This is a genomic window from Streptomyces sp. NPDC059455, from assembly GCF_042750115.1.
Lineage (GTDB): Bacteria > Actinomycetota > Actinomycetes > Streptomycetales > Streptomycetaceae > Streptomyces > Streptomyces endocoffeicus.
Genome location: NZ_JBHYVB010000061.1, coordinates 29,772 through 54,193 on the forward strand (window position 1 = coordinate 29,772; position 24,422 = coordinate 54,193).

The window sequence follows — 24,422 nt, forward strand, 5'->3', positions numbered from 1 at the left end:
AACACCACAACTCCGGCCGCCCGCTTATTTTTTTTAACCCCCCCCGCCCCCCCCGCCCCCGGGGCCCCCCCCCGGCCCCCCGGGGGCCCCCCCCCGGGGGGGCCCCGGGATCGGTTCAGGCGACCGCTGCCGAGACCGCCGCCGCGAGCGGTGCGGCCAGCTCCGGGCGGTCCACGCGCTGGACCCGTACGGCGTCACAGCCCACCCATTCGGCAGCCTCCCGCAGCGCCTGCGCCATGGGAGCCACGGCCTTCGGCGACTCCAGGGACACCTGCCGCGCCACCAGGGTCGTCCCCTCCCGGGCCGGATCGACGCGGCCCAGCAGCCGCCCGCCGGACAGCAGCGGCATGGCGAAGTATCCGTAGATCCGCTTGGGCCTGGGCACATACGCCTCCAGCCGATGGCTGAAGCCGAAGATCCGCTCAGTGCGCGCCCGGTCCCATATCAGCGAGTCGAAGGGCGACAGCAGGGTGGTGCGGTGCCGGCCGCGCGGCGGGGTGGCCAGCGCCTCGGGGTCCGCCCAGGCCGGTTTGTCCCAGCCCTCGACCGCCACCGGCACCAGCCCCGAGTCCGCGATCACCGCCTCCACCTGCTCGCCCTTGAGCCGGTGGTAGTCGGCGAGGTCCGCCCGCGTGCCCACGCCCAGGGACTGCCCGGCCAGCCGGACCAGCCGGCGCAGACACTCCCGGTCGTCCAGGTCGTCATGGAGCAGGGCGTCCGGCACTGCGCGCTCCGCCAGGTCGTACACCCGCTTCCAGCCGCGCCGCTCGACGCACACCACCTCGCCGAACATCAGCGCCCGCTCGACCGCGATCTTCGCCGCCGACCAGTCCCACCACGGTCCGCCGTTCTTGGCCCCGCCCAGCTCTGTCGCGGTCAGCGGGCCCTCCGCGCGCAGCTGCTTCACCACCGTCTCGTACACCCCGTCCGGCAGCTCATGGTGCCAGTGCGGACGGAGGCGGTAGGCACGGCGCCGGAAGGCGAAGTGCGGCCACTCCTCGATCGGCAGCACACAGGCGGCATGCGACCAGTACTCGAAGGCGTGGGTGCCGGTCCAGTACGCCGACTCGACCGTCTTACGGCCGACCGCGCCCAGCCGTGCGTACGGAATCAGCTCATGGGAGCGGGCCAGCACCGAGATCGTGTCCAGCTGCACCGCGCCCAGGTGGCGCAGCACGCCCCGCACCCCGCCACGCCGGTCGGGGGCGCCCAGCAGCCCCTGGGCGCGCAGCGCGATCCGGCGCGCCTCGTCGGCGGAGAGGGTGGCCTCGGGTGTGCGGTCCACGGCGGACCCGGTGGCGGCGTTCGTCATGCGCGCCACCGTAGTAGCACCCACTGACAACGCCGCCGACGCCGCCCGCCCCCGCCGGATGCCCCGCGCCAGGCGCCCTCGGATCGCCGACGCCGCCCTCAGGCGACCGACGGCGCCGTGGACGCCTGGCCGGGCGCCTGGCCGGGCGCCTGGCCGGACGCCTCCGGCTCCTGGGGCGCGTTGGCCGCCACGGACGCCTTGGCGGGCAGATACGGCGTCGTCGACGGCAGCCCCCAGTCGGAGGGCAGCAGCGCGCCCCGCCAGGCGTCCCGCCGGGTCCCCTGGTGGACGATCCGGGCGCGGTCCGTCCCCTCCATCCGGAAGCCCGCCCCGAGGGCGACCGCCCGCGAGCCCTCGTTCCCGGCCTCGCTGCACCACTCCAGGCGCTCCACCCCGAGCCGGGTGAACGCCCACTCGATCACGGCGCGCGCCGCCTCACCCGTATAGCCGTGCCGCCGTCGCTCGCGCGCCGTCCAGTAGCCCAGCTCGGCCTGGTGCTCGGGGGAGCGCAGATGGGCCAGCCGCACCAGGCCCATGGCGCCCACGAGGACGCCGTCACTCTTGGTGAGCACCGCGAAGTCGTAGGTCACGTCGTCACGCCAGTTCTCCGGGCAGATCCGGCCGGTGAAGTCCTCCGCGTGCGCGCGTTCGTACGGGGACGGCACGCTGGTCCATCGCTGGATGTCCGGGTCCTGACAAGCCGCGAAGACGGCGTCCGTGTCGGAGGGGCGGAAGGGGCGCAGGACCAGGCGCTCGGTGGTGAGGGTGACAGGCTCCATGCGACCCGAGTCTGCGCCGCCGTCGTCACTCACCGCGAGCGGTTTCGGTGAATTGGAGGGCACCTGGGGGGCCTCTCGGGCGTTGACACGGTGAGGTGACATCCGGTCCTCGTGGTGACGGACCTCCCGGCGTGCCGGGGTCTGTCTTACGATGGCCGTTGCGGCGGGGCCTGCGCCCCTTGACAATGCCGCGCCAGCGCACCCCGACCGTGCCAGGCCCGACCGGCAAGGAGCCAGCCTACGTGTCCGTCCTCAACAAGCTCATGCGTGCAGGCGAAGGAAAGATCCTGCGCAAGCTGCACCGCATCGCGGACCAGGTCAATTCCATCGAAGAGGACTTCCTGTCCCTCTCCGACGCCGAGCTGCGCGCCCTCACCGACGAGTACAAGCAGCGGTACGACGACGGTGAGACCCTCGACGACCTGATGCCCGAAGCGTTCGCCACGGTGCGCGAGGCGGCCAAGCGGGTGCTCGGACAGCGTCACTACGACGTCCAGCTGATGGGCGGCGCGGCGCTGCATCTCGGGTATGTCGCCGAGATGAAGACCGGTGAGGGCAAGACCCTGGTCGGCACCCTCCCGGCGTATCTGAACGCGCTGTCGGGCAAGGGCGTCCACCTCATCACGGTCAACGACTACCTGGCCGAGCGCGACTCCGAGTGGATGGGCCGGGTGCACCGGTTCCTCGGCCTGGAGGTCGGCTGCATCCTCGCCAACATGACCCCGGCGCAGCGCCGCGAGCAGTACGCGTGCGACATCACCTACGGCACCAATAACGAGTTCGGCTTCGACTATCTGCGCGACAACATGGCGTGGGCGAAGGACGAGCTGGTCCAGCGCGGTCACAACTACGCGATCGTCGACGAGGTCGACTCGATCCTGGTGGACGAGGCCCGTACGCCGCTGATCATCTCCGGCCCGGCCGACCAGGCCACCAAGTGGTACGGCGACTTCGCCAAGCTGGTCACCCGGCTCAGCCGGGGCCAGGCCGCCGAGCCGCAGAAGGGCCAGGAGGAGACCGGGGACTACGAGGTCGACGAGAAGAAGCGGACCGTCGGCATCCATGAGTCCGGGGTCACCAAGGTCGAGGACTGGCTGGGGATCGACAACCTCTACGAGTCGGTCAACACCCCGCTGGTCGGCTACCTCAACAACGCGATCAAGGCCAAGGAGCTCTTCAAGAACGACAAGGACTACGTCGTCATGGACGGCGAAGTCATGATCGTTGACGAGCACACCGGCCGTATCCTCGCGGGCCGCCGCTACAACGAGGGCATGCACCAGGCCATCGAGGCGAAGGAAGGGGTGGAGATCAAGGACGAGAACCAGACGCTCGCCACGATCACCCTCCAGAACTTCTTCCGCCTCTACGACAAGCTCTCCGGCATGACCGGTACGGCGATGACCGAGGCCGCCGAGTTCCACCAGATCTACAAGCTCGGTGTGGTCCCGATCCCGACCCACCGCCCCCTCGCCCGGCTCGACCAGTCCGACCTGATCTACCGCACCGAGGTCGCGAAGTTCGACGCGGTGGTCGAGGACATCGTCGAGAAGCACACCAAGGGCCAGCCGGTCCTGGTCGGCACGACCTCCGTGGAGAAGTCCGAGTACCTCTCCCAGCAGCTCGCCAAGCGCGGAGTGCCGCATGAGGTGCTCAACGCCAAGCAGCACGACCGGGAGGCGACGATCGTCGCCCAGGCCGGCCGTAAGGGCGCCGTGACCGTCGCGACCAACATGGCGGGCCGCGGCACCGACATCAAGCTCGGCGGCAACCCCGACGACCTCGCCGAGGCCGAGCTGCGCCAGCGCGGTCTGGACCCGGTGGAGCACTCCGAGGAGTGGGCCGCCGCGCTGCCCACCGCCCTGGAGAAGGCGGAGGCCGCGGTCAAGGCCGAGTTCGAGGAGGTCAAGGAGCTCGGCGGGCTGTATGTGCTGGGCACCGAGCGCCATGAGTCGCGCCGGATCGACAACCAGCTGCGCGGCCGCTCCGGCCGTCAGGGCGACCCCGGCGAGTCCCGCTTCTACCTCTCCCTCGGCGACGATCTGATGCGGCTGTTCAAGGCGCAGATGGTCGAGCGCGTCATGGCGATGGCGAACGTCCCGGACGACGTCCCGATCGAGAACAAGATGGTCACGCGGGCCATCGCCTCCGCCCAGTCGCAGGTCGAGCAGCAGAACTTCGAGACCCGTAAGAACGTCCTGAAGTACGACGAGGTCCTCAACCGCCAGCGTGAGGTCATCTACGGCGAGCGCCGCCGCGTCCTGGAGGGCGAGAACCTTCAGGACCAGGTCGGCCACTTCATGAACGACACCATCGAGGCCTATGTGCGGGCGGAGACGGTCGAGGGCTTCGCCGAGGAGTGGGACCTGGACCGGCTGTGGAACGCCTTCAAGCAGCTCTACCCGGTCAGCGTGACCGTCGAGGAGCTGGAGGAGGAGGCCGGCGACCGCGCCGGGATCACCGCCGAGTTCATCGAGGAGTCCGTCAAGGACGACATCCACCAGCAGTACGAGTCGCGCGAGGAGCAGCTGGGCTCCGAGATCATGCGTGAGCTGGAGCGGCGGGTCGTGCTCTCCGTCCTGGACCGCAAGTGGCGCGAGCACCTCTACGAGATGGACTACCTCCAGGAGGGCATCGGGCTGCGCGCGATGGCCCAGAAGGACCCGCTGGTCGAGTACCAGCGCGAGGGCTTCGACATGTTCCAGGCCATGATGGAGGGCATCAAGGAGGAGTCCGTCGGCTATCTGTTCAACCTGGAGGTCCAGGTCGAGCAGCAGGTCGAGGAGGTCCCGGTCGAGGAGTCGGAGGAGCCGGTCGCCCTCGAGAAGGACGTGCAGGACGCGGTGCCGGCGGGCGCGCCGTCCGCGGGCTCCTCGGCCCGCCCCGAGATCCGCGCCAAGGGCCTGGAGGCCCCGCAGCGGCCGGACCGGCTGCACTTCTCCGCGCCGACGGTGGACGGAGAGGGCGGCGTCGTCGAGGGCGACTTCCCCAACGGTGAGACGCCCCCGCCGCCGCGGTCGGAGGCCGATGGGCTGACCCGGGCGGAGCGGCGCAAGGCGCAGAAGGGCCGCCGCCGCAAGAAGTAGTGACCGGGCTGGGATGAACGGGCCGGGGCGCCGCGCGAGAGTGCGGCACCCCGGCCCGTCGCGTTGTGGTTGTGGTTGTGGTTGTGGTTGTGGTTGTGGTTGTGGTTGTGGGCGTGGGCGTGGGCGTGGGCGTGGGCGTGGGCGTGGGCGTCCGGCGGAACTTTCCCCTACCCGCCCCTTCCCGAAACCGGGGCCCGGCCCCGGGCCCCGCCGGGGCTCCGCCCCTGGACCCCGCTCCTCAAACGCCGGAGGGGCTGGATTGGCCGCAGCATCGGTGTGCGGTTCCGCCGCGTGACAGGGGCGCAGCCCGACGCAGGCATCACGACCCGTCGGACACCGCCTGGCCGAGTGGGCCGAGGTCGATCGCGGCGCAGCGCCAGCGGGCGTCGGCGCCGAGCTCGAGCCGGAACGCGAGCGCTGTGAGCCGGTCTCCGGAGGTGATCCGGGCGAACGCCTCGATCACCCCATGCCGGGGCTGGTACTCGCCACAGCGCCGCACCAGGGGCGCTGTGGCCCGTTCTCCGGCGGGGCGCAGCGGGGCGCGCGGGGCGAGCTCGATCAGCTGGTCGTAGGCGGCCGGGAGGGCGTGCCCGAGGAGGGTGTGGACGGGGCGCTGACCGCTGAGGGTGAGCACCAGCCGGTTGGCGAACCAGTAGCGCGGCAGCCGATCCCGCTCCCGCCACGCCGCGGCAGCCGCCGCGGACCGCGATACGGCCGCGGCGCGGGATGCGGTGGGCGCACGGTGCGCGGCCGGGGCAGGCGGTGTGATGCCCAGGGCGGCCGTCCTGCGCGGCGGCGCGGCGGGGGCAGGCGGTGTGGCGCTGTGTGGTGGCGTCGTTGTGGGTGGTGCGGCCGTCGTGCGTGCTGTCGCGCTGCGCCGTGCGGCCGTTGTGTGGGGTGTCTGGGGTGGTGCTGTTGTGGGTGGTGTGGCCGACGTGTGGGGTGCCGCTGTTGTGGGTGGTGTGGCCGTGGTGCGTGCTGTCGCGCTGCGCCGTGCGGCCGTTGTGTGGGGTGTCTGGGGTGGTGCTGTTGTGGGTGGTGTGGCCGTTGTGCGGGGTGTCGCTGTTGTGGGGGTAGTGCGGGGGCGGCGGGGGTCTTTGCGGCCGGGTGGGCCGCTTCGCCCTGGCCTGCCGCCGCGCCGTCGTACGGCCTCCCCAGCCGTCGTGGCCCGGTTCGTGGACCGGTCCGTCGCCCGGACGCCCTCACTCATGCCGCTCGCCCCGTTCTCCGTGGCCCGGCCGAATACCGGGCGGTAGCTTTCGTCGGAGAGTCTTCTACCGGTGGGTTTTCGGGGTCCGCAATGCGCCTGACCCGGGGCCGCGGTCGGCGCCGCGGTTCACCTATCCGGGGCATGTGGCGGATCGTCGGTCCCGGTCATCGGCTCGAGCGCGGCTCGGTCTCGTCTTCGTACGGCCCCGTCGGCCCCTGTCCCCCGAAAGGGGACCAGCGGCCCTTCGCGGAAGGCTCGGGCGAGGGGACGGGCGATCGTATGCTGGGGGCCTATTGGTCTCTGATGAAAGCGGCAGCCATGCGCGTCTACGTCCCCCTGACCCTCTCCGGTCTCGCCGAGGCGTACAAGGAGGGCCGCCTGGGGCCGACGCCGTTGACCGCCTACGCGGTCACCCCGGCGCTCCGCGAGTGGTATGTGTCCGATGACATCGAGGAGCTGGAGTACGCGGCGCTGAGCCGGGCCGCACAGGCGTCGCTGCGGCTGCTCGCCGTCGACCCCCGGGCGCCCCGCCGTCGGGTCGTGGTGGCCGTGGACGTGCCCGACGGGCAGGCGGTCGCCGATCCGGACCGGGGGCTGGACCAGTCCGCGCTGGGCGAGGTGCGGATCGAGGCCGCCATACCGCTCGCTAAGGCCGCCGCCGTGCACCTGGACGCCGATGACGCCGAGCGGGACATCGCCGCGGCCGCCGACGCGCTGGGCGCGGCGGACCTCGGTGACGACGACGCGCAGTTCACCGTGGACGGCGCCGAGGACCACGAACTGCTCTGGTACGCCACCCAGGAGATCCCCAATCTGATCGAGTGATGCCCGCTGTCCGACCCTCCGGGTACGGTCGTGGGATGGGGAAGAACCACGTGACGCACCTCGTCTGGGATTGGAACGGCACGCTGCTCCACGACATCGACGCCGTGATCTCGGCGACGAATGCCTCGTTCCAGGAGATCGGGCTGCCGCCGATCACCATCGAGCGCTATCGCGACCTGTACTGCGTCCCGGTGCCCCTTTTCTACGAGCGGCTGATGGGGCGGCTGCCCACCGACGAGGAGTGGGCGGTCATGGACGAGGCGTTCCACCGGCACTACTGGGCGCTGGCCGAGACCGCCGGGCTGGCGATCGGCGCCCGGCAGCTGCTCACCGAGTGGCAGCAGGCAGGCCTCACCCAGTCGCTGTGTTCCCTGGCCCCGCATGAGTATCTGCTCCCCCTGGTGCGGACGCATGGCATCGAGCGCCATTTCGTCCGGGTGGACGGTCGCACAGGGGAGAGCAACACCGGCAAGGCCGAGCAGATGGTGCGCCATATCGCCGCGCTCGAAGGGTTGCCGCCGCAGCGGATGGTGGTGATCGGGGACGCCCTGGACGACGCGGTGGCGGCGCGGCATGTGGGGGCGCGGGCCGTGCTCTACACGGGCGGTTCGCACAGCCGGACCAGCCTGGAGGCGGCCGGGGTGCCGGTCGTGGACACGCTCGAGGAGGCCGTACGGGAGGCCGAGCGCATGGCCGACGAGTGAGCCGGGTGAGCCGGGTGAGACGAGTGCCCCCGGGGCCGCACCGCCACGCTCACACCACCGCCGCCCTCACACCACCGCCGCCCTCACACCACCGGCGCCCTCACACCACCGGCGCCTTCGACCGCAGCGCCGCCAGGAACTCGCGCATCCACGCCGGATGGTCCGGCCAGGCCCGCGACGAGATCAGCGTGCCGTCGACCACGACCTCCGCGTCCTGGTAGTCCGCCCCCGCCGCCTGCATGTCCGGCTCCAGCGCCGGATACGCGGTGACCCGCCGCCCGTTCAGGCCGCCCACGGCCGCCGTCAGCAGCGGGCCGTGGCAGATCTGCGCCACCGGCTTGTCCGCGTCGAAGAACGCCTTGCAGATCTTGCGCAGCTCGGGGTCGTTCCGCAGATACTCCGGGGCCCGGCCGCCCGGGATCACCAGGGCGGTGTACTGCCCGGGGTCCACCTCGGAAAAGGCCAGGTCGGCGGGGATCGTATAGCCCGGCTTCTCGGTGTAGGTGTCGAAGCCCTCCTCGAAGTCATGGACCACCAGGCGCAGCGTCTTGCGGCTCGGGGCCGCGATATGGACCTCGTACCCCTCCTCGCGCAGCCGCTGGTACGGGTAGAGCACCTCCAGCGATTCGGCCGCGTCGCCGGTCACCAGCAGGATCTTCGCAGCCATGCCACGCACCTCCAGGTCCACGCCTACCACCGTGCTTACCACCGTCCAGATCACGGTGCATCCGCGGCCACGCTTTGCCAAGGGGGCATGGGCGGCGCATCATCGGCGCGTGCGCCCCTCCCGGTCGCTGTCCATTTCGTCAAACTTCAGGGCTCGGTTTTGTACACGAACGGCTCATGACGACCCCCTGGGGTGGAGCGATAGCCTTACTGCGTGATCAGCGCGATAGTCCGTGAGGGCAACGAGGCCCTCGCTCCGCGCCCGGCGCCCCACCAGGGCCGGGCCCGAGCCGCCGCTGACCCGTGGCACATGGGTTCTTGGTCACTTACGGCCGAGTACACCCCGGCCTTTTCCCGAACCGGCATACCGTCGTTCACGACCGGATTTTTCGCGTCGCGGCGTCATGCCACCGCCATCGATGTCACGCAACGGCGCGCGACAGGAGCCAGAGGACATGCAGACCAAGCTGGACGAAGCCAAGGCCGAGTTGCTCGAACGGGCCGCCCGGGTCGCTGAGAACAGCCCTGCCGGGGGTCAACCGGTGCAGGGCCCAGGACCGGAGACCCTGACCGCATACCTCCAGCACTACTACCTGCACACGCCTCCCGAGGACCTCGCCGACCGTGACCCGGTCGATGTCTTCGGGGCGGCGCTCTCCCACTACCGGCTCGCCGAGGTGCGTCCGCAGGGCACGGCGAACGTCCGGGTGCACACCCCGACCGTCGAGGAGCACGGCTGGACCTGCAGCCACTCCGTGGTCGAGGTGGTCATGGACGACATGCCGTTCCTGGTCGACTCGGTCACCAATGAGCTCACCCGCCAGGGGCGCGGCATCCATGTCGTGATCCATCCGCAGGTGATCGTGCGCCGTGACATCACCGGCAAGCTGATCGAGCTGCTCAACGTCTCCCCGGACGGCCCGGCCAGGAACAGGAAGAAGCTGCCGCATGACGCGGTCGTGGAGTCCTGGATCCATGTCGAGACCGATCGCGAGACCGACCGCGGCGATCTGAAGCAGATCACCGCCGATCTGCTGCGCGTCCTGTCCGATGTCCGTGAGGCCGTCGAGGACTGGGAGAAGATGCGCGACTCCGCGCTGCGCATCGCCGAGGGCCTGCCGGACGAGCCGAAGGCCGCCGAGGTCCGCGAGGAGGAGGTGGAGGAGGCCCGTGAGCTGCTGCGCTGGCTCGCGGACGACCACTTCACCTTCATCGGCTTCCGCGAGTACGAGCTGACGCAGGTTCCCACCGAGGCCGGTGGCGAGGAGGACGCGCTGACCGCGGTGCCCGGCACCGGTCTCGGCATCCTGCGCTCCGACCCGCAGCACAAGGACGCCGACGAGAGCGCCCACGCGGGCCCCGGCACCCCGGTGTCCCAGGCCTTCAACCGGCTGCCGGCCGACGCCCGCGCCAAGGCGCGCGAGCGCAAGCTGCTGGTGCTGACCAAGGCGAACAGCCGCGCCACCGTCCACCGCCCCTCGTACCTCGACTACATCGGTGTGAAGAAGTTCGACGCCGAGGGCAATGTGATCGGCGAGCGCCGCTTCCTGGGGCTGTTCTCGTCCGCCGCGTACACCGAGTCGGTGCGCCGGGTGCCGGTGATCCGCCGCAAGGTCGACGAGGTGCTCGCGGGCGCGGGTTTCCGGGCCAACAGTCACGACGGCCGTGACCTGCTGCAGATCCTGGAGACCTACCCGCGCGACGAGCTGTTCCAGACCCCGGTCGACCAGCTCCGCTCGATCGCCACCAGCGTGCTCTACCTCCAGGAGCGCCGCCGGCTGCGGATGTTCCTGCGCCAGGACGAGTACGGGCGCTACTACTCCGCGCTGGTCTACCTTCCGCGCGATCGTTTCACCACCGATGTGCGGCTGCGGCTGACCGACATCCTGCTGGAGGAGCTGAGCGGCCGTCCGCCGGTCGACTTCACCGCCCTGCACACCGAATCGGTGCTCTCGCGGCTGCACTTCGTGGTCCGCGTCCAGCCGGGCACCGAGCTGCCCGACCTCACCGACTCCGATGTGGAGCGGATCGAGGGCCGGCTGATCGAGGCCGCCCGCTCCTGGGCCGACGGCTTCACCGACGCGCTGGTCTCCGAGGTCGGCGAGGAGCGCGCCGCCGAGCTGCTCCGCCGCTACCAGCACGCCTTCCCCGAGGGCTACAAGGCGGACCACACTCCGCGCGGCGCCGTCGCCGACCTCCAGCACCTGGAGCGGCTGAAGGACGGCGAGAAGGACTTCGCGCTCAGCCTCTACGAGCCGGTGGGCGCGGCCCACGCCGAGCGCCGCTTCAAGATCTACCGGGCCGGGGCCCAGATCTCGCTGTCCGCGGTGCTCCCGGTGCTCAACACCCTCGGCGTCGAGGTGGTGGACGAGCGCCCGTACGAGCTGCGCTGCTCGGACAAGACCACCGCCTGGATCTACGACTTCGGGCTGCGGCTGCCGCTGCGCGAGGGCGAGGCCCTGGCCGACGACGCCCGTGAGCGCTTCCAGAACGCGTTCGCCGCGGTGTGGACCGGCCAGGCCGAGAGCGACGACTTCAACCAGCTGGTGCTGGGCGCGGGGCTGGACTGGCGGCAGGCGATGGTGCTGCGGGCCTACGCCAAGTACCTGCGGCAGGCCGGGTCCACCTTCAGCCAGTCGTACATGGAGGACACCCTCCGTAACAATGTGCACACCACCCGGCTGCTGGTCTCCCTCTTCGAGGCCCGGATGTCGCCGGAGCGGCAGCGGGCGGGGCTGGAGCTGACCGACGCCCTGCTGGAGGAGCTGGACGCGGCGCTGGACCAGGTGGCCTCGCTGGACGAGGACCGCATCCTGCGCTCCTTCCTCACCCTGATCAAGGCCACCCTGCGCACGAATCACTTCCAGAAGAACGCCCACGACAAGCCGCACGACTATCTGTCGATCAAGCTGGACCCGCAGGCCGTGCCGGATCTGCCCGCGCCCCGCCCGGCGTACGAGATCTGGGTCTACTCGCCGCGGGTCGAGGGTGTGCATCTGCGGTTCGGCAAGGTCGCGCGCGGCGGCCTGCGCTGGTCCGACCGGCGTGAGGACTTCCGCACCGAGATCCTCGGCCTGGTCAAGGCGCAGATGGTGAAGAACACGGTCATCGTGCCGGTGGGTGCCAAGGGCGGCTTCGTCGGCAAGCGGCTGCCGGACCCGTCCGTGGACCGCGACGCCTGGATGGCCGAGGGCATCGCCTGCTACAAGACCTTCATCTCCGGTCTGCTCGACATCACCGACAACCTGGTCGCCGGGCAGGTCGAGCCGCCGAAGGACGTGGTCCGCCACGACGGGGACGACACCTATCTCGTCGTCGCCGCCGACAAGGGCACCGCGACCTTCTCCGACATCGCCAACGACGTGGCGCAGGCGTACGGCTTCTGGCTCGGGGACGCCTTCGCCTCCGGCGGCTCCGCCGGATACGACCACAAGGGCATGGGCATCACCGCCCGCGGCGCCTGGGAGTCGGTCAAGCGCCACTTCCGCGAGCTGGGCCATGACACCCAGACCCAGGACTTCACGGTCGTGGGCGTCGGCGACATGTCCGGTGACGTGTTCGGCAACGGGATGCTGCTGAGCGAGAACATCCGGCTGATCGCCGCCTTCGACCACCGGCACATCTTCCTGGACCCCAACCCGGACGCGGCCACCTCCTACGCCGAGCGCCGCCGCCTGTTCGAGCTGCCGCGCTCCTCGTGGGAGGACTACAACACCGAGCTGCTGTCGGCGGGCGGCGGCATCCACCCCCGTACGGCCAAGGCCATCCCGATCACCCCGCAGGTGCGGGCCGCGCTCGGGATCGAGAAGCGGGTCGCCAAGATGACCCCGGCCGATCTGATGAAGACGATCCTCAAGGCCCCCGTGGACCTGCTGTGGAACGGCGGCATCGGCACCTACGTCAAGGCGTCCACCGAGTCGCACGCCGATGTGGGCGACAAGGCCAATGACGCGATCCGGGTGGACGGCCAGGATCTGCGGGTCAAGGTCGTCGGCGAGGGCGGCAACCTGGGGCTGACCCAGCTCGGCCGGATCGAGTTCGCCACCAACGGCGGCCGGATCAACACCGACGCGATCGACAACAGCGCCGGTGTGGACACCTCCGACCACGAGGTGAACATCAAGATCCTGCTCAACGCCCTGGTCACCGAGGGCGACCTCACCCTCAAGCAGCGCAACAAGCTGCTCGCCGAGATGACCGACGAGGTCGGCGCGCTGGTGCTGCGCAACAACTACGCGCAGAACGTGGCGCTGGCCAACTCCATCGTCCAGTCCTCCAGCCTGCTCCACGCCCACCAGCGGCTGATGCGCCGCCTGGGCCGCGAGGGGCGGCTGGACCGGGCGCTGGAGTTCCTGCCCACCGACCGCCAGATCCGCGAGCGGCTCTCCGCCGGGCGCGGGCTGACCCAGCCCGAGCTGGCCGTGCTGCTGGCCTACGTCAAGATCACGGTGGCCGATGAGCTGATCACCACCGGGCTGCCCGACGACCCGTACCTCCAGCGGCTGCTGCACGCGTACTTCCCGCAGGCGCTGCGGCAGAGGTTCCCCGAGCACATCGACGGCCACGCCCTGCGGCGCGAGATCATCACCACGGTGCTGGTCAACGACACCGTCAACACCGCCGGGTCGACCTTCCTGCACCGAATGCGGGAGGAGACCGGGGCCTCCACCGAGGAGGTCGTGCGCGCCCAGACCGCGGCCCGCGCGATCTTCGAGCTGAACCAGGTGTGGGACGAGGTCGAGGCGCTGGACACGGTCGTCGACGCCGACATCCAGACCCGGATGCGGCTGCACTCGCGCCGGCTGGTCGAGCGCGGCACCCGCTGGCTGCTGAACAACCGGCCGCAGCCGCTGGAGCTGGCCGAGACGATCGACTTCTTCGGCGAGCGGGTCAGCACGGTCCGGGCGCAGCTGCCCAAGCTGCTGCGCGGCTCCGACATCGAGTGGTACCAGCGGATCTACGACGACCTGATCGGGGCGCATGTCCCGGAGGACCTGGCCACCCGGGTGGCGGGCTTCTCCTCGGCCTTCCCGACGCTGGACATCGTGGCCATCGCGGACCGCACCGGCAAGGACCCGCTGGCGGTCGCCGAGGTCTACTACGACCTGGCCGACCGGCTGCGGATCAGCCAGCTGATGGACCGGATCATCGAGCTGCCGCGCGCGGACCGGTGGCAGTCCATGGCCCGGGTCTCCATCCGCGAGGACCTGTACGCGGCCCAGGCCGCCCTGACCGCCGATGTGCTGTCGGTGGGCAACGGCGGCTTCACGCCCGAGCAGCGCTTCAAGGCGTGGGAGGAGAAGAACGCCGCGCTCCTGCAGCGGGCCCGCACCACGCTCGATGAGATCCAGTCGTCGGAGACCTTCGACCTGGCCAATCTGTCGGTCGCGATGCGGACGATGCGGACGCTGCTGCGCACCCACAGCTGACGCGGTCGGCCGCGAGTGAGCCAAAGGGGCGCGTCGCTGTCGTAAGGGAGAGCGCGCGCAGGCCCCGAGGAACGAGGGGCCGAGCACGGTCGACCGTCGACAGGGGGCACCTCCCAGCGGTAGCTGGGGGAGGCTAAGGCGCCCCGGCGGGGGCACCTCCCAGCGGTAGCTGGGGGAGAACCGAGCCCTCAAAAAGCAGCTCAACGCGCCCCCGGTGGACTTCATGTCCGCCGGGGGCGTTTGTCACCCGCTTGGGCGCCCCTCCAACGACCGAGCGGGCATACCGGGACGAACCCACCTAGCGTGGGTGGTCAGTGAGTGCTTCGCGCCTCGAACCGCCACCGCGTCCCGAGGAGCCTTATGCCCCGCTTCACCATCGTCATCGCCGCCTATCGCGTCCAGGGCTATCTGGGCGCCTGCCTGGACTCCGTGCTGACGCAGTCGTGCCCCGACCTCGAGGTGGTCGCCGTGGACGACCGCTCACCGGACCACTGCGGCGCGATCATCGACGCGTACGCGGCGCGCGACAGCCGGGTCGTGCCCGTGCACCAGCGGGTCAACTCCGGGCCGGGCCGGGCCCGTAACGCCGGGGTGGAGCGGGCGAGCGGGGACTATCTGCTCTTCCTGGACGGCGATGACACCCTCGCCCCGGGCACCCTCCAGGGCCTCGCCGACCGGCTCGCCCTCACCCACGACCCGGAGATCCTCTACTTCAACCACGTGCGCACCTACTGGTCGGAGCGCCGGGCCCCCAGCATCTTCGGGGAACTGCTGGCCTCGGCGGGCACCGATGTCTTCTCCGCCGTCGAACGCCCGGAATTCCTGCGGCTCTTCGCGATGTCGTCCAATCGCGTCTACCACCGGGATTTCTACATCCGCCACGGCTTCGCGTTCAGCGAGGGCATCTACGAGGACGCCCTGCTCTCGTACAAGACGATGCTCACCGCGCGGCGAATAGCCTGTGTGGATCTGGTGGGCCTGGAATACCGGCAGCGGCGGGTCGGGGCCAGCACGGGAAGCCCCGGCGAGAAGCACTTCATCATCTTCCAGCAGTACGCCCGGCTCTTCCACTTCCTCGACGACCGGCCGCAGCTGGATCCGCTGCGCCCGCTGCTCTTCGAGCGGGCCGTATCGCATTTCCTGTTCTGCCTGGACCGGACGTCCCGGGTGGCGACGGCGGACCGGCCGCGCTTCTTCGCCCGGGCCGCAGAGTGGTACCGCGCCCATCTCCCGGCCGGGTTCACCCCGCCGGTCGAGGGGCGGTGGCGCTTCGAGGCGCTGGCGTCCGGCTCCTTCCTCCGCTATCGCGAGCACGAGTTGGCCGTACGGGCGGCCGCCGGGGCCCGCAAGCTGCGCCGGACCGTCCGGCCGCCGCTGGCGGCACGCGCCAAGCAGGGCCTGTACCGGCTGCACCGGCAGCGTCCGGTCGACCCCCAGCTGGCCGTCTACTCCGCGTACTGGGGCCGGGGGGTGCTGTGCAATCCGGGGGCGATCTATGCGAAGGCGCGGGAGCTGGCGCCGGAGATCCACGGGGTGTGGGCGGTCAAGAAGTCGGAGATCGAGACCCTTCCGGAAGGCGTCGACTACGTCGTCACCGGCACCCGCGACTTCTACCGCACGGTGGCCCGCGCGAAATACCTCATCAACAATGTCAACTTCCCCAATGAGGTGGTGAAGCGGCCGGGCACGGTGCATCTGCAGACCTTCCACGGCACCCCGCTCAAATGCATGGGCCTGGACCAGCAGCGCTATCCCGCCGCCGCGGGCGGGATGAGCTTCGGCAATCTGCTCAAGCGCATCGACCGCTGGGACTTCGCGCTCTCCTCCAATCCGCACTCCAGCCAGATCTGGGAGCGGGTCTACCCCGCCGCGTACCGGCTGCTGGAATACGGATATCCGCGCAATGACGTCTTCTTCACCGCGACCGAGGCGGACATCCGGCGGATCCGTGCGGAGTTGGGAATCCCGGCCGGGAACACCGCCCTCCTCTACGCGCCCACCCTCCGCGACTACCAGAAGGGGTTCACCCCCCGGCTGGACCTGGAGCGGCTCAGCCGCGAACTCGGCCCGGAGACGACGCTGTTGGTGCGGGCCCACTACTCCTACCGGCCGGATGACGATCTGGCCCGGCTCCAGGCGGCCGGGTCGGTGATCGACGTCTCGCGCCACCGGTCGGTGGAGGAGCTGTGCCTGGCGGCCGACGCGCTGATCACCGACTACTCGTCGATGATGTTCGACTACGCCCTGCTGGACCGACCCGTCGTGATCTACGCCGACGACTGGGACATCTACCGCTCCTCCCGCGGCGTCTACTTCGACCTGCTGTCGGGATCTCCCGGCGAGACCCCGGGGGCCGTCGCCCGCAGCGAGCGGGAGCTGGTCGAGGTCTTCCGCGAGGGCCGTTGGTGCGACGCGGACGCGACCGCGCTGCGGACCGCCTTCCGGGCCCGCTTCGGTCGGTTCGACGACGGCCACGCGGCCGAGCGGGTGGTGCGGGCCCTGATGCTGGGCCAGGACATCGAGCTCCCGCTCGCCCCCACACCACAGCCGCGGCCCCTGGCGGACAGCGCCCCGGCGGGGCCGCGCGGCGGCGTCCTCACCACTGAGTGACCGATCCGCCGCGTGACCGATCCGCCGCGTGGCCGATCCGCCGCGTGGTCCCCGGACCGCCGCCGGTCCGCCGAGTGACCCCGACCCCGCCCCGTCGAGAGCCCGGAGTCAGGAGGCCGTCATGCCCGCTCTGTCCCGACCTCGTGTCAGTGTGATCATCCCCGCCTACAACGCCCTGCCGGAGCTGACCCGGGCCGTCACCTCCGCGATGGACCAGACCCTGGGCCCGGACCGGGTCGAGATCATCGCGGTGGACGACGGTTCGACCGACGGCACCGGCGAGGAGCTGGAGCGGCTCGCCCGCACCTGCCACACGCTCCACGTCATCCACCAGGAGAACTCCGGCTGCGCGGGCATCCCCCGCAACACCGGGCTGGACCACGCCCTGGGCGACTTCGTCTTCTTCCTCGACTCCGACGACTATCTGGGCCCGGACGCGCTGCGCCGCATGGTCGCCATGGCCGACGCCCACGGCACCGACATCGTCCTCGGCAAGATCGCCTCCGTGGGCGGACGGGCCGTGCCCCGGGCCGTCTTCCAGCGCAATCAGCCCCGTACGGACATCTTCTCCTCCCACGCCTATCTGACCCTGGGCCCGTGGAAGCTGTTCCGCCGCTCCCTCATCGAGCGGCTGCAGCTGCGCTTCCCGCCCTACCGCAACTGCGAGGACAAGCCGTTCACCGCGGCCGCCTACCTCAACGCCTCCGGTATCTCGGGGGTCGCCGACTACGACTGCTACTACGTCCGCTACCGCGAGAACCGCACCAACCTCACCCTCACCGCCGCCGATCTCGCCCACCGCATGGACGGCACCCGGCTGTGCTTCGAGACCGTGGCCCGCTATCTGGAGCCGGGCCCGCGCCGGGACCAGATCATGCGCCGCCATGTGGAGTGGGAGCTGTGCGGTCCGCTGCGCGCCCTGCTGCCCCGCGAGAGCGAACAGGACGCGCGGGAGCGGTTCTTCCCCGAGTTCCGGCACTGGGCGAGCACCTGGGTGACCGACGCGCTCTTCCAACGGCTCGACGCCCCCGACCGGCTGCTGATCCATCTGCTGCGCGCCGACCGCTTCGACGATGTGCTGACCGTGGCCCGGAACGCCGGACAGGACGAGCGGCGCGGCCATCTCGTCGACAAGGGCCGGGTCTACTGGCTGCACCCCTTCTTCCGCGACCACGCCGCCGCCGTCCCCGACATCTGCTTCGACGTGACCGACCGGCTGCCGGTCCAGCACCACCTGGAGACGGCGAGCTGGCACGGCGGAGTGCTGCGGCTGGCCGGGCACGCGTATGTCGAGGACGTGGACTCCCTCGACCCGGCCACCGAGATCGTGCTGCGCAAGTACCGGGCCGACCGCCCCGAGGTCCGGCTGCCCACCACGCCGTGCCTGTCCGCCCATCCGCTGCCGGGCGAGGGGCGCCGGTACGAGATGGCGGGCTTCACCGCCGAGATCGACCCGGCCACCGCGGACGGCGGCGCCCCGCTGGAGCGGGGGCTGTGGAACATCTACCTGGACGTCCGCGCCCAGGGCGTCAGCCGTACGGTGCGGTTCGGCAACCGCCGCGAGGGCGGTGAGGTCACCCATCCCACCCGGCGCCGCGTCACCACCTCCCAGGGTCCGGTGACGGTGGTGCCGTACTTCACCCCGTACGGCAATCTCTCGCTCGACGTCGGCGAGGTGGCCCATCCCCTCGACCCGCCCTGCCAGGTGCTCCGGACCATCTGGCGCACCCGCAGCACGCTGCTGGTCGGCGGACGGCTGACCGAGGAGGCGGTGCGGGACGGCGGGGTGCTGCGGCTGCGCGCCGAGACGGGGACGGGCGCGGTGCACGAGGTGCCGGTGCGCACTGAGCAGGGCGGCTCCGCGACCGTCTTCACCGCCCGGCTGCCGATCGGCCGCCTGGGCACGGGCTGCTGGACGCTGACGCTGATCATGGAAGGACCCGGGGCGGACGCGCCGCGCCGCACCGCGATCGTGCCGTACTTCGACCGGCTGGCCGCCACCCGCTGGCTCCGCTTCGGCTGGCGTCCGTACTACGCCAAGCCGGTGGCCCTGGGCCCGGCGCGGGCCCTGGGCCTGGAGGTGGCTCCGATCAAGGTCGTCACGGGGGTGCGGCGGCGGCTGGGAGGGTGAGCGTCGCGTGGCCACGTCCGGCGGGCCACGCGGCGGAGCCGCATAGTGATGGGGGGGCTTCGCCCCTGGACCCCGGGGTCTGGGGCGGAGTCCCGCACGCGGCGGAGCCGCGCCGCATATCGATGCCGATATCGATGCCGCGGGAAGGGGCGGGTAGGGGATCAGCCTGCCGCGGGCGTCGGTCAGTTCAGCCCCAGCCGGTTGCGTACGGCGGCGAGCAGCCGGACCGGGGCCACCCGCAGCTCCAGGGTCACCTCGCCGCGCCCCATGAGCGGCTTGGCGTAGTACGGCCGGCCGCGCCGCACCCAGCGGGCGCCGGGCAGCCGGGCGGGCGGCGGCACGGGCGCGGCGGGCGCGGTGCGCCCCGGGCCCTGGTCGTCGCCGGGGGCGACGACGGCCAGGGTCACCGTCCACCGGCCGCGGCCCAGGTCCCGCACCGGCAGCCGGGCGGTGAAGGCGCCCGCCGGATGGCCCGCGGCGAACCGCACCGGATGGTCGTGGACCCGTCCGTCGGTGTGCTCGGCCCGCAGCCGCAGCACCCGCCCGCGCGCCGGGGTGCCGGGCGGCAGCAGCCGTCCGGCGACGACCAGGGTGCCCTTGTCCGACGGATGCCACACGGCCTCCGTCACCTCGCAGGGCGCCCCGCGCGGGGCCGGGCCGATGTCGAGGGAGAGGTTGCGGTACGGGCTGGTGAAGTACGGCGTGACCCGGGCGCGCAGCCCGGGCCCGGCGGCCACCACCCGGCGCGCGGTGCCGATGTCGAGCAGGTCGTCATGGTGGTTGCCGAAGCGTACGGTGCGGCTGATGCCCTGGGCGCGGACGTCGAGGAAGACGTCCCAGACCCCGGGGCGCAGCGGTGTGCCGCCGTCGGCGGTGGCGATGTCCACGTCCGCCTCGAACCGCGCGGGGTCCTCCGCCGCCGTGGCCTCCACCGGGATCCGCACCTCGTCCCGCGCCTCGCGGCGGCGCAGCACCAGCTCGGCGCGGTCCTCCTCGGGGTCGGCCGCCAGCCCCTCGATGGCCGCCCGGCCGCGCACCCGCAGGGTGCTGCGGCCGTGCCAGCCGGCGCCCGCGAGATGGTGCCGGACCGGCAGCCGGTCGGTGACGTCGAAGCAGGCGTCGGGGACCTCGGCGTCGGGGTCGCGGAAGAAGGGGTGCAGCCAGTAGACGCTGCCCTTCTCCACCAGATGGCCGCACCGGGCGTCCCGCTTGGTGTTGCGCACGACGGACAGCAGATCCTCGAAGCGGCCGGTGCGCAGCAGATGGACCATCAGCCGCTCGGGCGCGGTGAGGGTGGGGAAGAGCGCGTCGGAGCAGTGGGCCTGCGCCCACCGGCGCAGCTCGGGCAGGAACCGCTCGCGGACCTCGGTCTCGTCCTCGCGCGGCAGCGCGCGCAGGGCCGGGCACAGCTCGCGCCGGATGTGGTGGCGCATCACCGTGTCGCGGCGGGTACCGGTCCGGGTGTGCCGGGCGGCGGTCTCGAACAGCGGCCGCATGGCCTCGACCCGCTCGGCGAGACCGGGGGCGGCGCGGCCCGGGTTCGGGCCCAGGTGGTAGCAGTCGTAGTCGGCGACGACGGAGATCCCGGAGGCGTTGAGATAGGCGGCCGCGGTGAAGGGCTTGCCCTCGCCGTGGCGGAGGTGGGCGGGGAAGCGCAGCCGCAGCCGTTCGATCAGGGAGCGGCGGAACAGCTTGCAGGGCTCCAGGCTGGCGTAGGCGTGGGAGCTGTGGACGTCGGTGCGCAGCTGGTTGTGGCGGAAGACCGCCTTGGGGACGCCGCGCCCGTCCGGGGAGACCATCTTGCCCAGGACCACGTCGGTGCCGTTCTGGTCGGCCATCGCGACCATGCGGCGCAGCGCGTCGGGTGCCAGCCGGGCGTCGGCGTCCAGGAAGAAGACGAAGTCGCCGGTGGCGCGGGCCAGTCCGGTGTTGCGGGGGCCGCCGGCGCCGCCGCGGCAGGGGTGGGGGTCGCGGACCACATGGAGCGAGGGGCAGCCGGCGGCGAGCCGGTCCAGCTCCTCCGCGGTGCCGTCGGCCGATCCGTCGTCGACGGCGATGATGTCGAGGCGGCTGAGCCCGAGGGTCTGCTCCATGGCGGAGGTGACGGCCCGGGTGATTCCGGGCATGGCGTCACGGGCGGGGACGATCACGCTGACACGGGGAGGCGGGCCGGGGCGGTGATTGCGCGGCATGCTGGCTCCGGAAGGTGTGCGGGGGGCTCAGGAGGCGTGTGGGGGGCTCCTGGGGGCGGGGCCTGGGGTGGAAGCTCATGGTGAGGGCCTGGGGTGAGGTCCGGGTGTGGGAAGTGCTGCTACCGGGTGACGTAGATGTGGGGTGTCGTGTTACCGGGTGCTGTACGTGTGGGATGTCGTGTTACCGCGTGACGTGCGTGGGGGATGTCGTGCTACCGGGTGATGGACCAGCGTCCGGCGCCGGGCGGCGAGGCCGTGTGGAGGTCGCGCAGCCGGACGACCGCCTCTCCCTTCTCGGCGAGCGCGTCGACGGCGTCGGTGAAGCGCTGGATGGACGGTGGTGTGGCGGGGCCGAGGAGAAACCCCTTCACCTCGTGGCGGGCGGCGCGCAGCTCGTCGAGGGAGGGGTCGAAGAGCGGGCGCAGGAGGTTCTGCATTCCTGATGCCCCGGGACCGAGCGGATAGGCCGCCCTGGCCATGACGTTCTGCCGCCGGAACTCCTCCTCGCCGAGCCCCGCCGGGGTGATGAGGGCGTACGGCTTGAGGGTGGCGAGGAAGTCGCCGACCACGTCGGAGGGGTCACCGATCAGCAGATCGGCCTGGTCGAAGCAGGAGTGAAGGGTGGGGGTGTCCCCCTCGATCACCTGGTGGAGCCAGGGCGGTGAGGCCGCCCAGTGGGCCTGGTGCCACTCCCGGCGCAGCCCCTCGGCCTCGGTGAGCAGGGCCGGATCGGGTGCGGCCCGGTCTCTGGTGAGCATGGCCTCGTCGGCGTCCGCCCGGCGCAGACGGGCGTCGAGCGCGGCGATGCGCTTGGCCAACTCGGCGCGGTGGCGGGCGGCTTCGGTGCAGAGGGCTTCGGTGCGGAGGGCTTCGGTGTGCGGGGTGTCGGTGTGCGGGGTGTCGGTGTGCGCGGCCTGGGCGTCCTCGGGCTCTTCGACGAAGGCGTCCGGGGTTACGGCGTCCCCGCCGAGGGCCTCGGCGGCGAGGGCGTCCGCACTGAGGGCGTCGGCGGCGAAGGTGCCCTTGCCAACGGCGTTCGCGGCGAGGGCCTCCGCGGCGCGCCGCTCGTTCGCGGCCTGGATCAGGGCGACGATATGGCGGTGGGCGGCGTGGTCCTCGGGGGAGCGGTGGCCGGTGGGGGGATGCGGCCGGTAGAGCACCCGGACCGGGCGTTCGCTCTTCAGCAGCGCTTGGACGATCGGCTCACCCGCCGTGAGGTCACGGGTGGGCGCGTACAGCACGGTGGGCAGGGGCGTGGGCGCGGGAGCATGGCCGGCTCCCGCGACGCGCAGGCCGTCGAGCTGGGGGCGGCCGATCTCCACGATGTCGGCCTCATCGACACCGACCGCGGCCTGCACATAGCGGCGGCGCCCCGCCTCGCCCGCGACCCACACCTGGTCGTAGACCTTGCTGTACGGATCGACGGCGGCGGTCTCGTCGCCGTCGCCGGGGGCCAGGAAGACGTGCTGCATGGTGGGGATCCGCAGGAGGTGGATGTTCCGGCCGGTGTTGGCGGGGTAGAGCGCCACCCGCACCCCGCTCAGGTCCAGCTGCGACAGATGGGCGGCGCTCGGCACGCACAGCACCGGCAGTGGGGTCGGCTCCAGGGCCTCCAGCAGCTCCCGTTCGCGCAGGATGACCAGGGACGGGGTGTGCAGCGCGGCCACCGGCCCCAGCCACCGGGTGACCTGGTCGGCGCGGTCGCGCGGGCCGGAGAAGTAGAGCACCGTGCGGGGGCGGTGATGGATCAGCCAGGCGTCCACCTCGGCCAGCACCTCGGCGGCGCCGGGCAGCCGCCGGGTGGCCCGGACCAGATACGGAACGAGCGCCACCACCGTGATCAGGGAGGACCCGGCGGCGAGGGTGAGCGCCGCCACCACCCAGCGGGCGTCACCGGTCGTCAGCGACGCGGTGAGCCCGAGCAGGGCGGACAGCTCGTAGACCAGGATCCGCTGACCGGGCCATTCGGTGAGTCTGCGGGGCGGCCGGTCGCTGATGTCCAGTCGCCGCAGATCGATGTTGCGGGCCGCGACCGCGAGGGCGCGGCGGCGTCGGATGAGGGTGGTGAGCGCGGCGTGCAGGGCCTGCCCGGCGAGCAGACACAGCACCAGCGTCATGGCCGCGGCCAGTCCGATGGGCCCGGTGACATGGAGTCGGCCGAGCAGCAGGAGCAGCAGCACGCAGCGGAACTCGAAGCGTGACGTGGCGCCCATGTGGAGCCGCCCCAGACGGGCCATCAGCCCCGGCGCGGTGCGGTGCAGCAGCAGCTCGCAGCCACACCCGGCCAGTCCGGCGGCCGCGAAGACCCCTCCGGCCCCGGTGAGCGCCGCCACCGCCATGGTCACCAGACACCCGGTCAGCGCGGCGAAGGCCACGAGACCGCGGGGGCTTTCGATACCGAGGCGGTTCATGACGCGTGCCCTTCGCGGCGGATGAGTCGTTCTGACTGCACACTGTAGGCGAATAGTCGTATTTATGCCTTTTGTTGTCGTGTGGAGCGGGCGAGGTGAGGGTGAGGGTGCGGAAGCGTGATGGGATCTCCGCGCCGACGGCGATCGTGCTCCCGGTGGCCGTGATGCTCGGGCTGGGGCTGTGGGGCCTGGACCGGGGCACGATGTGGCGCGACGAGTCCGCGACGTACCAGATGGCCCGGCGAACCCTCCCTCAGATCCGCGACGCGCTCGGCACGGTGGACGCCGTCCACGGGCTCTACTACCTCCTGATGCACCCGGTCCTGGCCCTGCGGCCCTCCGAGGTGACCATGCGTCTGCCCTCGGTGCTCGCCGCCATGGCCGCCACCGCCCTCGTCGCCGCCCTGGGCTGCCGCCTCGCCCGCCCCCGGGTGGGCCTGTGGGCCGGCCTGCTCTACGCGACCACGCCCGTGGTCACCCACTACGCCCAGGAGGGCCGCTCCTACGCCCTGGTCGCGGCGGGCGCGGCGGGGGCGACGTACCTGCTGGTGGGCGCGGCGGGGCTGGCGCCGGGGGCGAGGCGAGGGGGCGGCCGGACGGGCAGCCGGACGGGCAGCCGGGCGGGCAGTACGGGCAGTAGAGAGGTCAGGCGGGCGGACAGCCGGACAACCGGCCGGATGGCCAGCTGGGCGGTCGGCCGGGCGGTCGGCCGAGCGCGCAGATGGTTGGCCGGTCGGGTGGTCGGCCCAGCGGCCGGTCGGGCGACCGGCCGAGCGGGCGGCCAGGCGGACCGGCCCGCGCGGGGTCCGGCGCTCGCGCCCGGCGAGGGAACGGCCCTCGCGCCCGGTCCCGCGCCAGGTGCGGCGCCCGCACCCGCACCCGGCCCCGGTCCCGCGCCCACGCCCGACCCTGGGGCGGCGCCCACACCGGCTCCTGGGACGGCGCCCGCCCCCGGCCCTGGCCCTGGGGCGGCGCCCGCACCCGGCCCCGGTCCCGCGCCCACGCCCGCCCCCGGGGCGGCGCCCGCCCCCCGGCCCGGGGCGGGCGGCGAATAGGGCGCGGGCGCC

Annotated in this window: 13 protein-coding genes; 7 read left to right on the forward strand and 6 right to left on the reverse strand. The window is 72.0% G+C overall.

All coding sequences use genetic code 11. The annotated features are described in order from the left end of the window. Positions 1-115: 115 nt before the first annotated feature. Together ACFXB5_RS22595 and ACFXB5_RS22600 are read right to left on the reverse strand one after the other, a co-directional pair. On the reverse strand, positions 116-1,312 hold the full coding sequence (locus ACFXB5_RS22595; RefSeq protein WP_385210689.1) for a winged helix-turn-helix domain-containing protein: 1,197 nt from the start codon (positions 1,310-1,312) through the stop codon (positions 116-118). A gap of 98 nt (positions 1,313-1,410) precedes the next feature. Then, positions 1,411-2,091 (reverse strand): GNAT family N-acetyltransferase, encoded by a 681-nt coding sequence (locus ACFXB5_RS22600; RefSeq protein ID WP_385210691.1) that lies wholly within the window; start codon positions 2,089-2,091, stop codon positions 1,411-1,413. Positions 2,092-2,333: 242 nt separating this feature from the next. Here ACFXB5_RS22600 and secA point away from each other — a divergent pair, with 242 nt between their 5' ends. Further along, entirely contained in the window at positions 2,334-5,177 is a 2,844-nt protein-coding gene (secA, locus tag ACFXB5_RS22605; RefSeq protein ID WP_385210693.1) for a preprotein translocase subunit SecA, read from the forward strand. Positions 5,178-5,496: 319 nt separating this feature from the next. On the opposite strand, the gene ACFXB5_RS22610 is transcribed toward secA, so the two are convergent. After that, on the reverse strand, positions 5,497-5,811 hold the full coding sequence (locus ACFXB5_RS22610) for an Rv3235 family protein (RefSeq protein ID WP_385210696.1): 315 nt from the start codon (positions 5,809-5,811) through the stop codon (positions 5,497-5,499). An 894-nt stretch (positions 5,812-6,705) separates the two neighbouring features. Here ACFXB5_RS22610 and ACFXB5_RS22615 point away from each other — a divergent pair. Next, positions 6,706-7,212: a DUF6912 family protein gene (locus ACFXB5_RS22615; RefSeq protein WP_385210720.1), complete on the forward strand. Its 507-nt coding sequence runs from the start codon at positions 6,706-6,708 to the stop codon at positions 7,210-7,212. A 35-nt stretch (positions 7,213-7,247) separates the two neighbouring features. Further along, on the forward strand, positions 7,248-7,916 hold the full coding sequence (locus ACFXB5_RS22620; RefSeq protein ID WP_385210698.1) for an HAD family hydrolase: 669 nt from the start codon (positions 7,248-7,250) through the stop codon (positions 7,914-7,916). A 100-nt stretch (positions 7,917-8,016) separates the two neighbouring features. Here ACFXB5_RS22620 and ACFXB5_RS22625 read toward each other — a convergent pair whose 3' ends face one another. Further along, the gene (locus ACFXB5_RS22625) at positions 8,017-8,583 is read right to left on the reverse strand and encodes a DJ-1/PfpI family protein (protein ID WP_385210700.1); all 567 of its coding nucleotides are present in this window, start codon (positions 8,581-8,583) and stop codon (positions 8,017-8,019) included. Positions 8,584-9,037: 454 nt separating this feature from the next. Between ACFXB5_RS22625 and ACFXB5_RS22630 the strand changes: the two genes are divergently transcribed. The 3 genes from ACFXB5_RS22630 to ACFXB5_RS22640 all read left to right on the forward strand — a co-directional run bounded on the left by ACFXB5_RS22630 (position 9,038) and on the right by ACFXB5_RS22640 (position 18,752). Then, positions 9,038-14,011, forward strand: a complete 4,974-nt coding sequence (locus tag ACFXB5_RS22630; RefSeq protein WP_385210701.1) for an NAD-glutamate dehydrogenase — start codon at positions 9,038-9,040, stop codon at positions 14,009-14,011. Positions 14,012-14,371: 360 nt separating this feature from the next. Then, positions 14,372-16,621: a CDP-glycerol glycerophosphotransferase family protein gene (locus tag ACFXB5_RS22635; protein ID WP_385210704.1), complete on the forward strand. Its 2,250-nt coding sequence runs from the start codon at positions 14,372-14,374 to the stop codon at positions 16,619-16,621. 121 nt (positions 16,622-16,742) lie between these two features. Then, a complete protein-coding gene (locus tag ACFXB5_RS22640) occupies positions 16,743-18,752 on the forward strand; it encodes a glycosyltransferase family 2 protein (protein ID WP_385210707.1) in 2,010 nt (669 codons plus the stop codon). A 182-nt stretch (positions 18,753-18,934) separates the two neighbouring features. On the opposite strand, the gene ACFXB5_RS22645 is transcribed toward ACFXB5_RS22640, so the two are convergent. Both ACFXB5_RS22645 and ACFXB5_RS22650 read right to left on the reverse strand, forming a co-directional pair. Beyond that, positions 18,935-20,944 carry a glycosyltransferase gene (locus tag ACFXB5_RS22645; RefSeq protein ID WP_385210709.1) on the reverse strand — a complete coding sequence of 670 codons (2,010 nt, stop codon included), beginning with the start codon at positions 20,942-20,944 and terminating at the stop codon, positions 18,935-18,937. A 212-nt stretch (positions 20,945-21,156) separates the two neighbouring features. Then, positions 21,157-23,355, reverse strand: a complete 2,199-nt coding sequence (locus ACFXB5_RS22650; protein ID WP_385210712.1) for a hypothetical protein — start codon at positions 23,353-23,355, stop codon at positions 21,157-21,159. A gap of 107 nt (positions 23,356-23,462) precedes the next feature. Between ACFXB5_RS22650 and ACFXB5_RS22655 the strand changes: the two genes are divergently transcribed. Further along, complete coding sequence (locus ACFXB5_RS22655) at positions 23,463-24,410, forward strand: hypothetical protein (RefSeq protein WP_385210715.1); 948 nt, start codon at positions 23,463-23,465, stop codon at positions 24,408-24,410. Positions 24,411-24,422 lie beyond the last annotated feature (12 nt).

What these genes read in the sequence shown, in the direction of transcription:
- ACFXB5_RS22595 (WP_385210689.1), bottom strand. Translation starts at nt 1,312, where the DNA reads ATGACGAACGCCGCCACCGGGTCCGCCGTGGACCGCACACCCGAGGCC.
- ACFXB5_RS22600 (WP_385210691.1), bottom strand. Translation starts at nt 2,091, where the DNA reads ATGGAGCCTGTCACCCTCACCACCGAGCGCCTGGTCCTGCGCCCCTTC.
- ACFXB5_RS22615 (WP_385210720.1), top strand. Translation starts at nt 6,706, where the DNA reads ATGCGCGTCTACGTCCCCCTGACCCTCTCCGGTCTCGCCGAGGCGTAC.
- ACFXB5_RS22620 (WP_385210698.1), top strand. Translation starts at nt 7,248, where the DNA reads ATGGGGAAGAACCACGTGACGCACCTCGTCTGGGATTGGAACGGCACG.
- ACFXB5_RS22625 (WP_385210700.1), bottom strand. Translation starts at nt 8,583, where the DNA reads ATGGCTGCGAAGATCCTGCTGGTGACCGGCGACGCGGCCGAATCGCTG.
- ACFXB5_RS22630 (WP_385210701.1), top strand. Translation starts at nt 9,038, where the DNA reads ATGCAGACCAAGCTGGACGAAGCCAAGGCCGAGTTGCTCGAACGGGCC.
- ACFXB5_RS22635 (WP_385210704.1), top strand. Translation starts at nt 14,372, where the DNA reads ATGCCCCGCTTCACCATCGTCATCGCCGCCTATCGCGTCCAGGGCTAT.
- ACFXB5_RS22640 (WP_385210707.1), top strand. Translation starts at nt 16,743, where the DNA reads ATGCCCGCTCTGTCCCGACCTCGTGTCAGTGTGATCATCCCCGCCTAC.
- ACFXB5_RS22645 (WP_385210709.1), bottom strand. Translation starts at nt 20,944, where the DNA reads ATGCCGCGCAATCACCGCCCCGGCCCGCCTCCCCGTGTCAGCGTGATC.
- ACFXB5_RS22650 (WP_385210712.1), bottom strand. Translation starts at nt 23,355, where the DNA reads ATGAACCGCCTCGGTATCGAAAGCCCCCGCGGTCTCGTGGCCTTCGCC.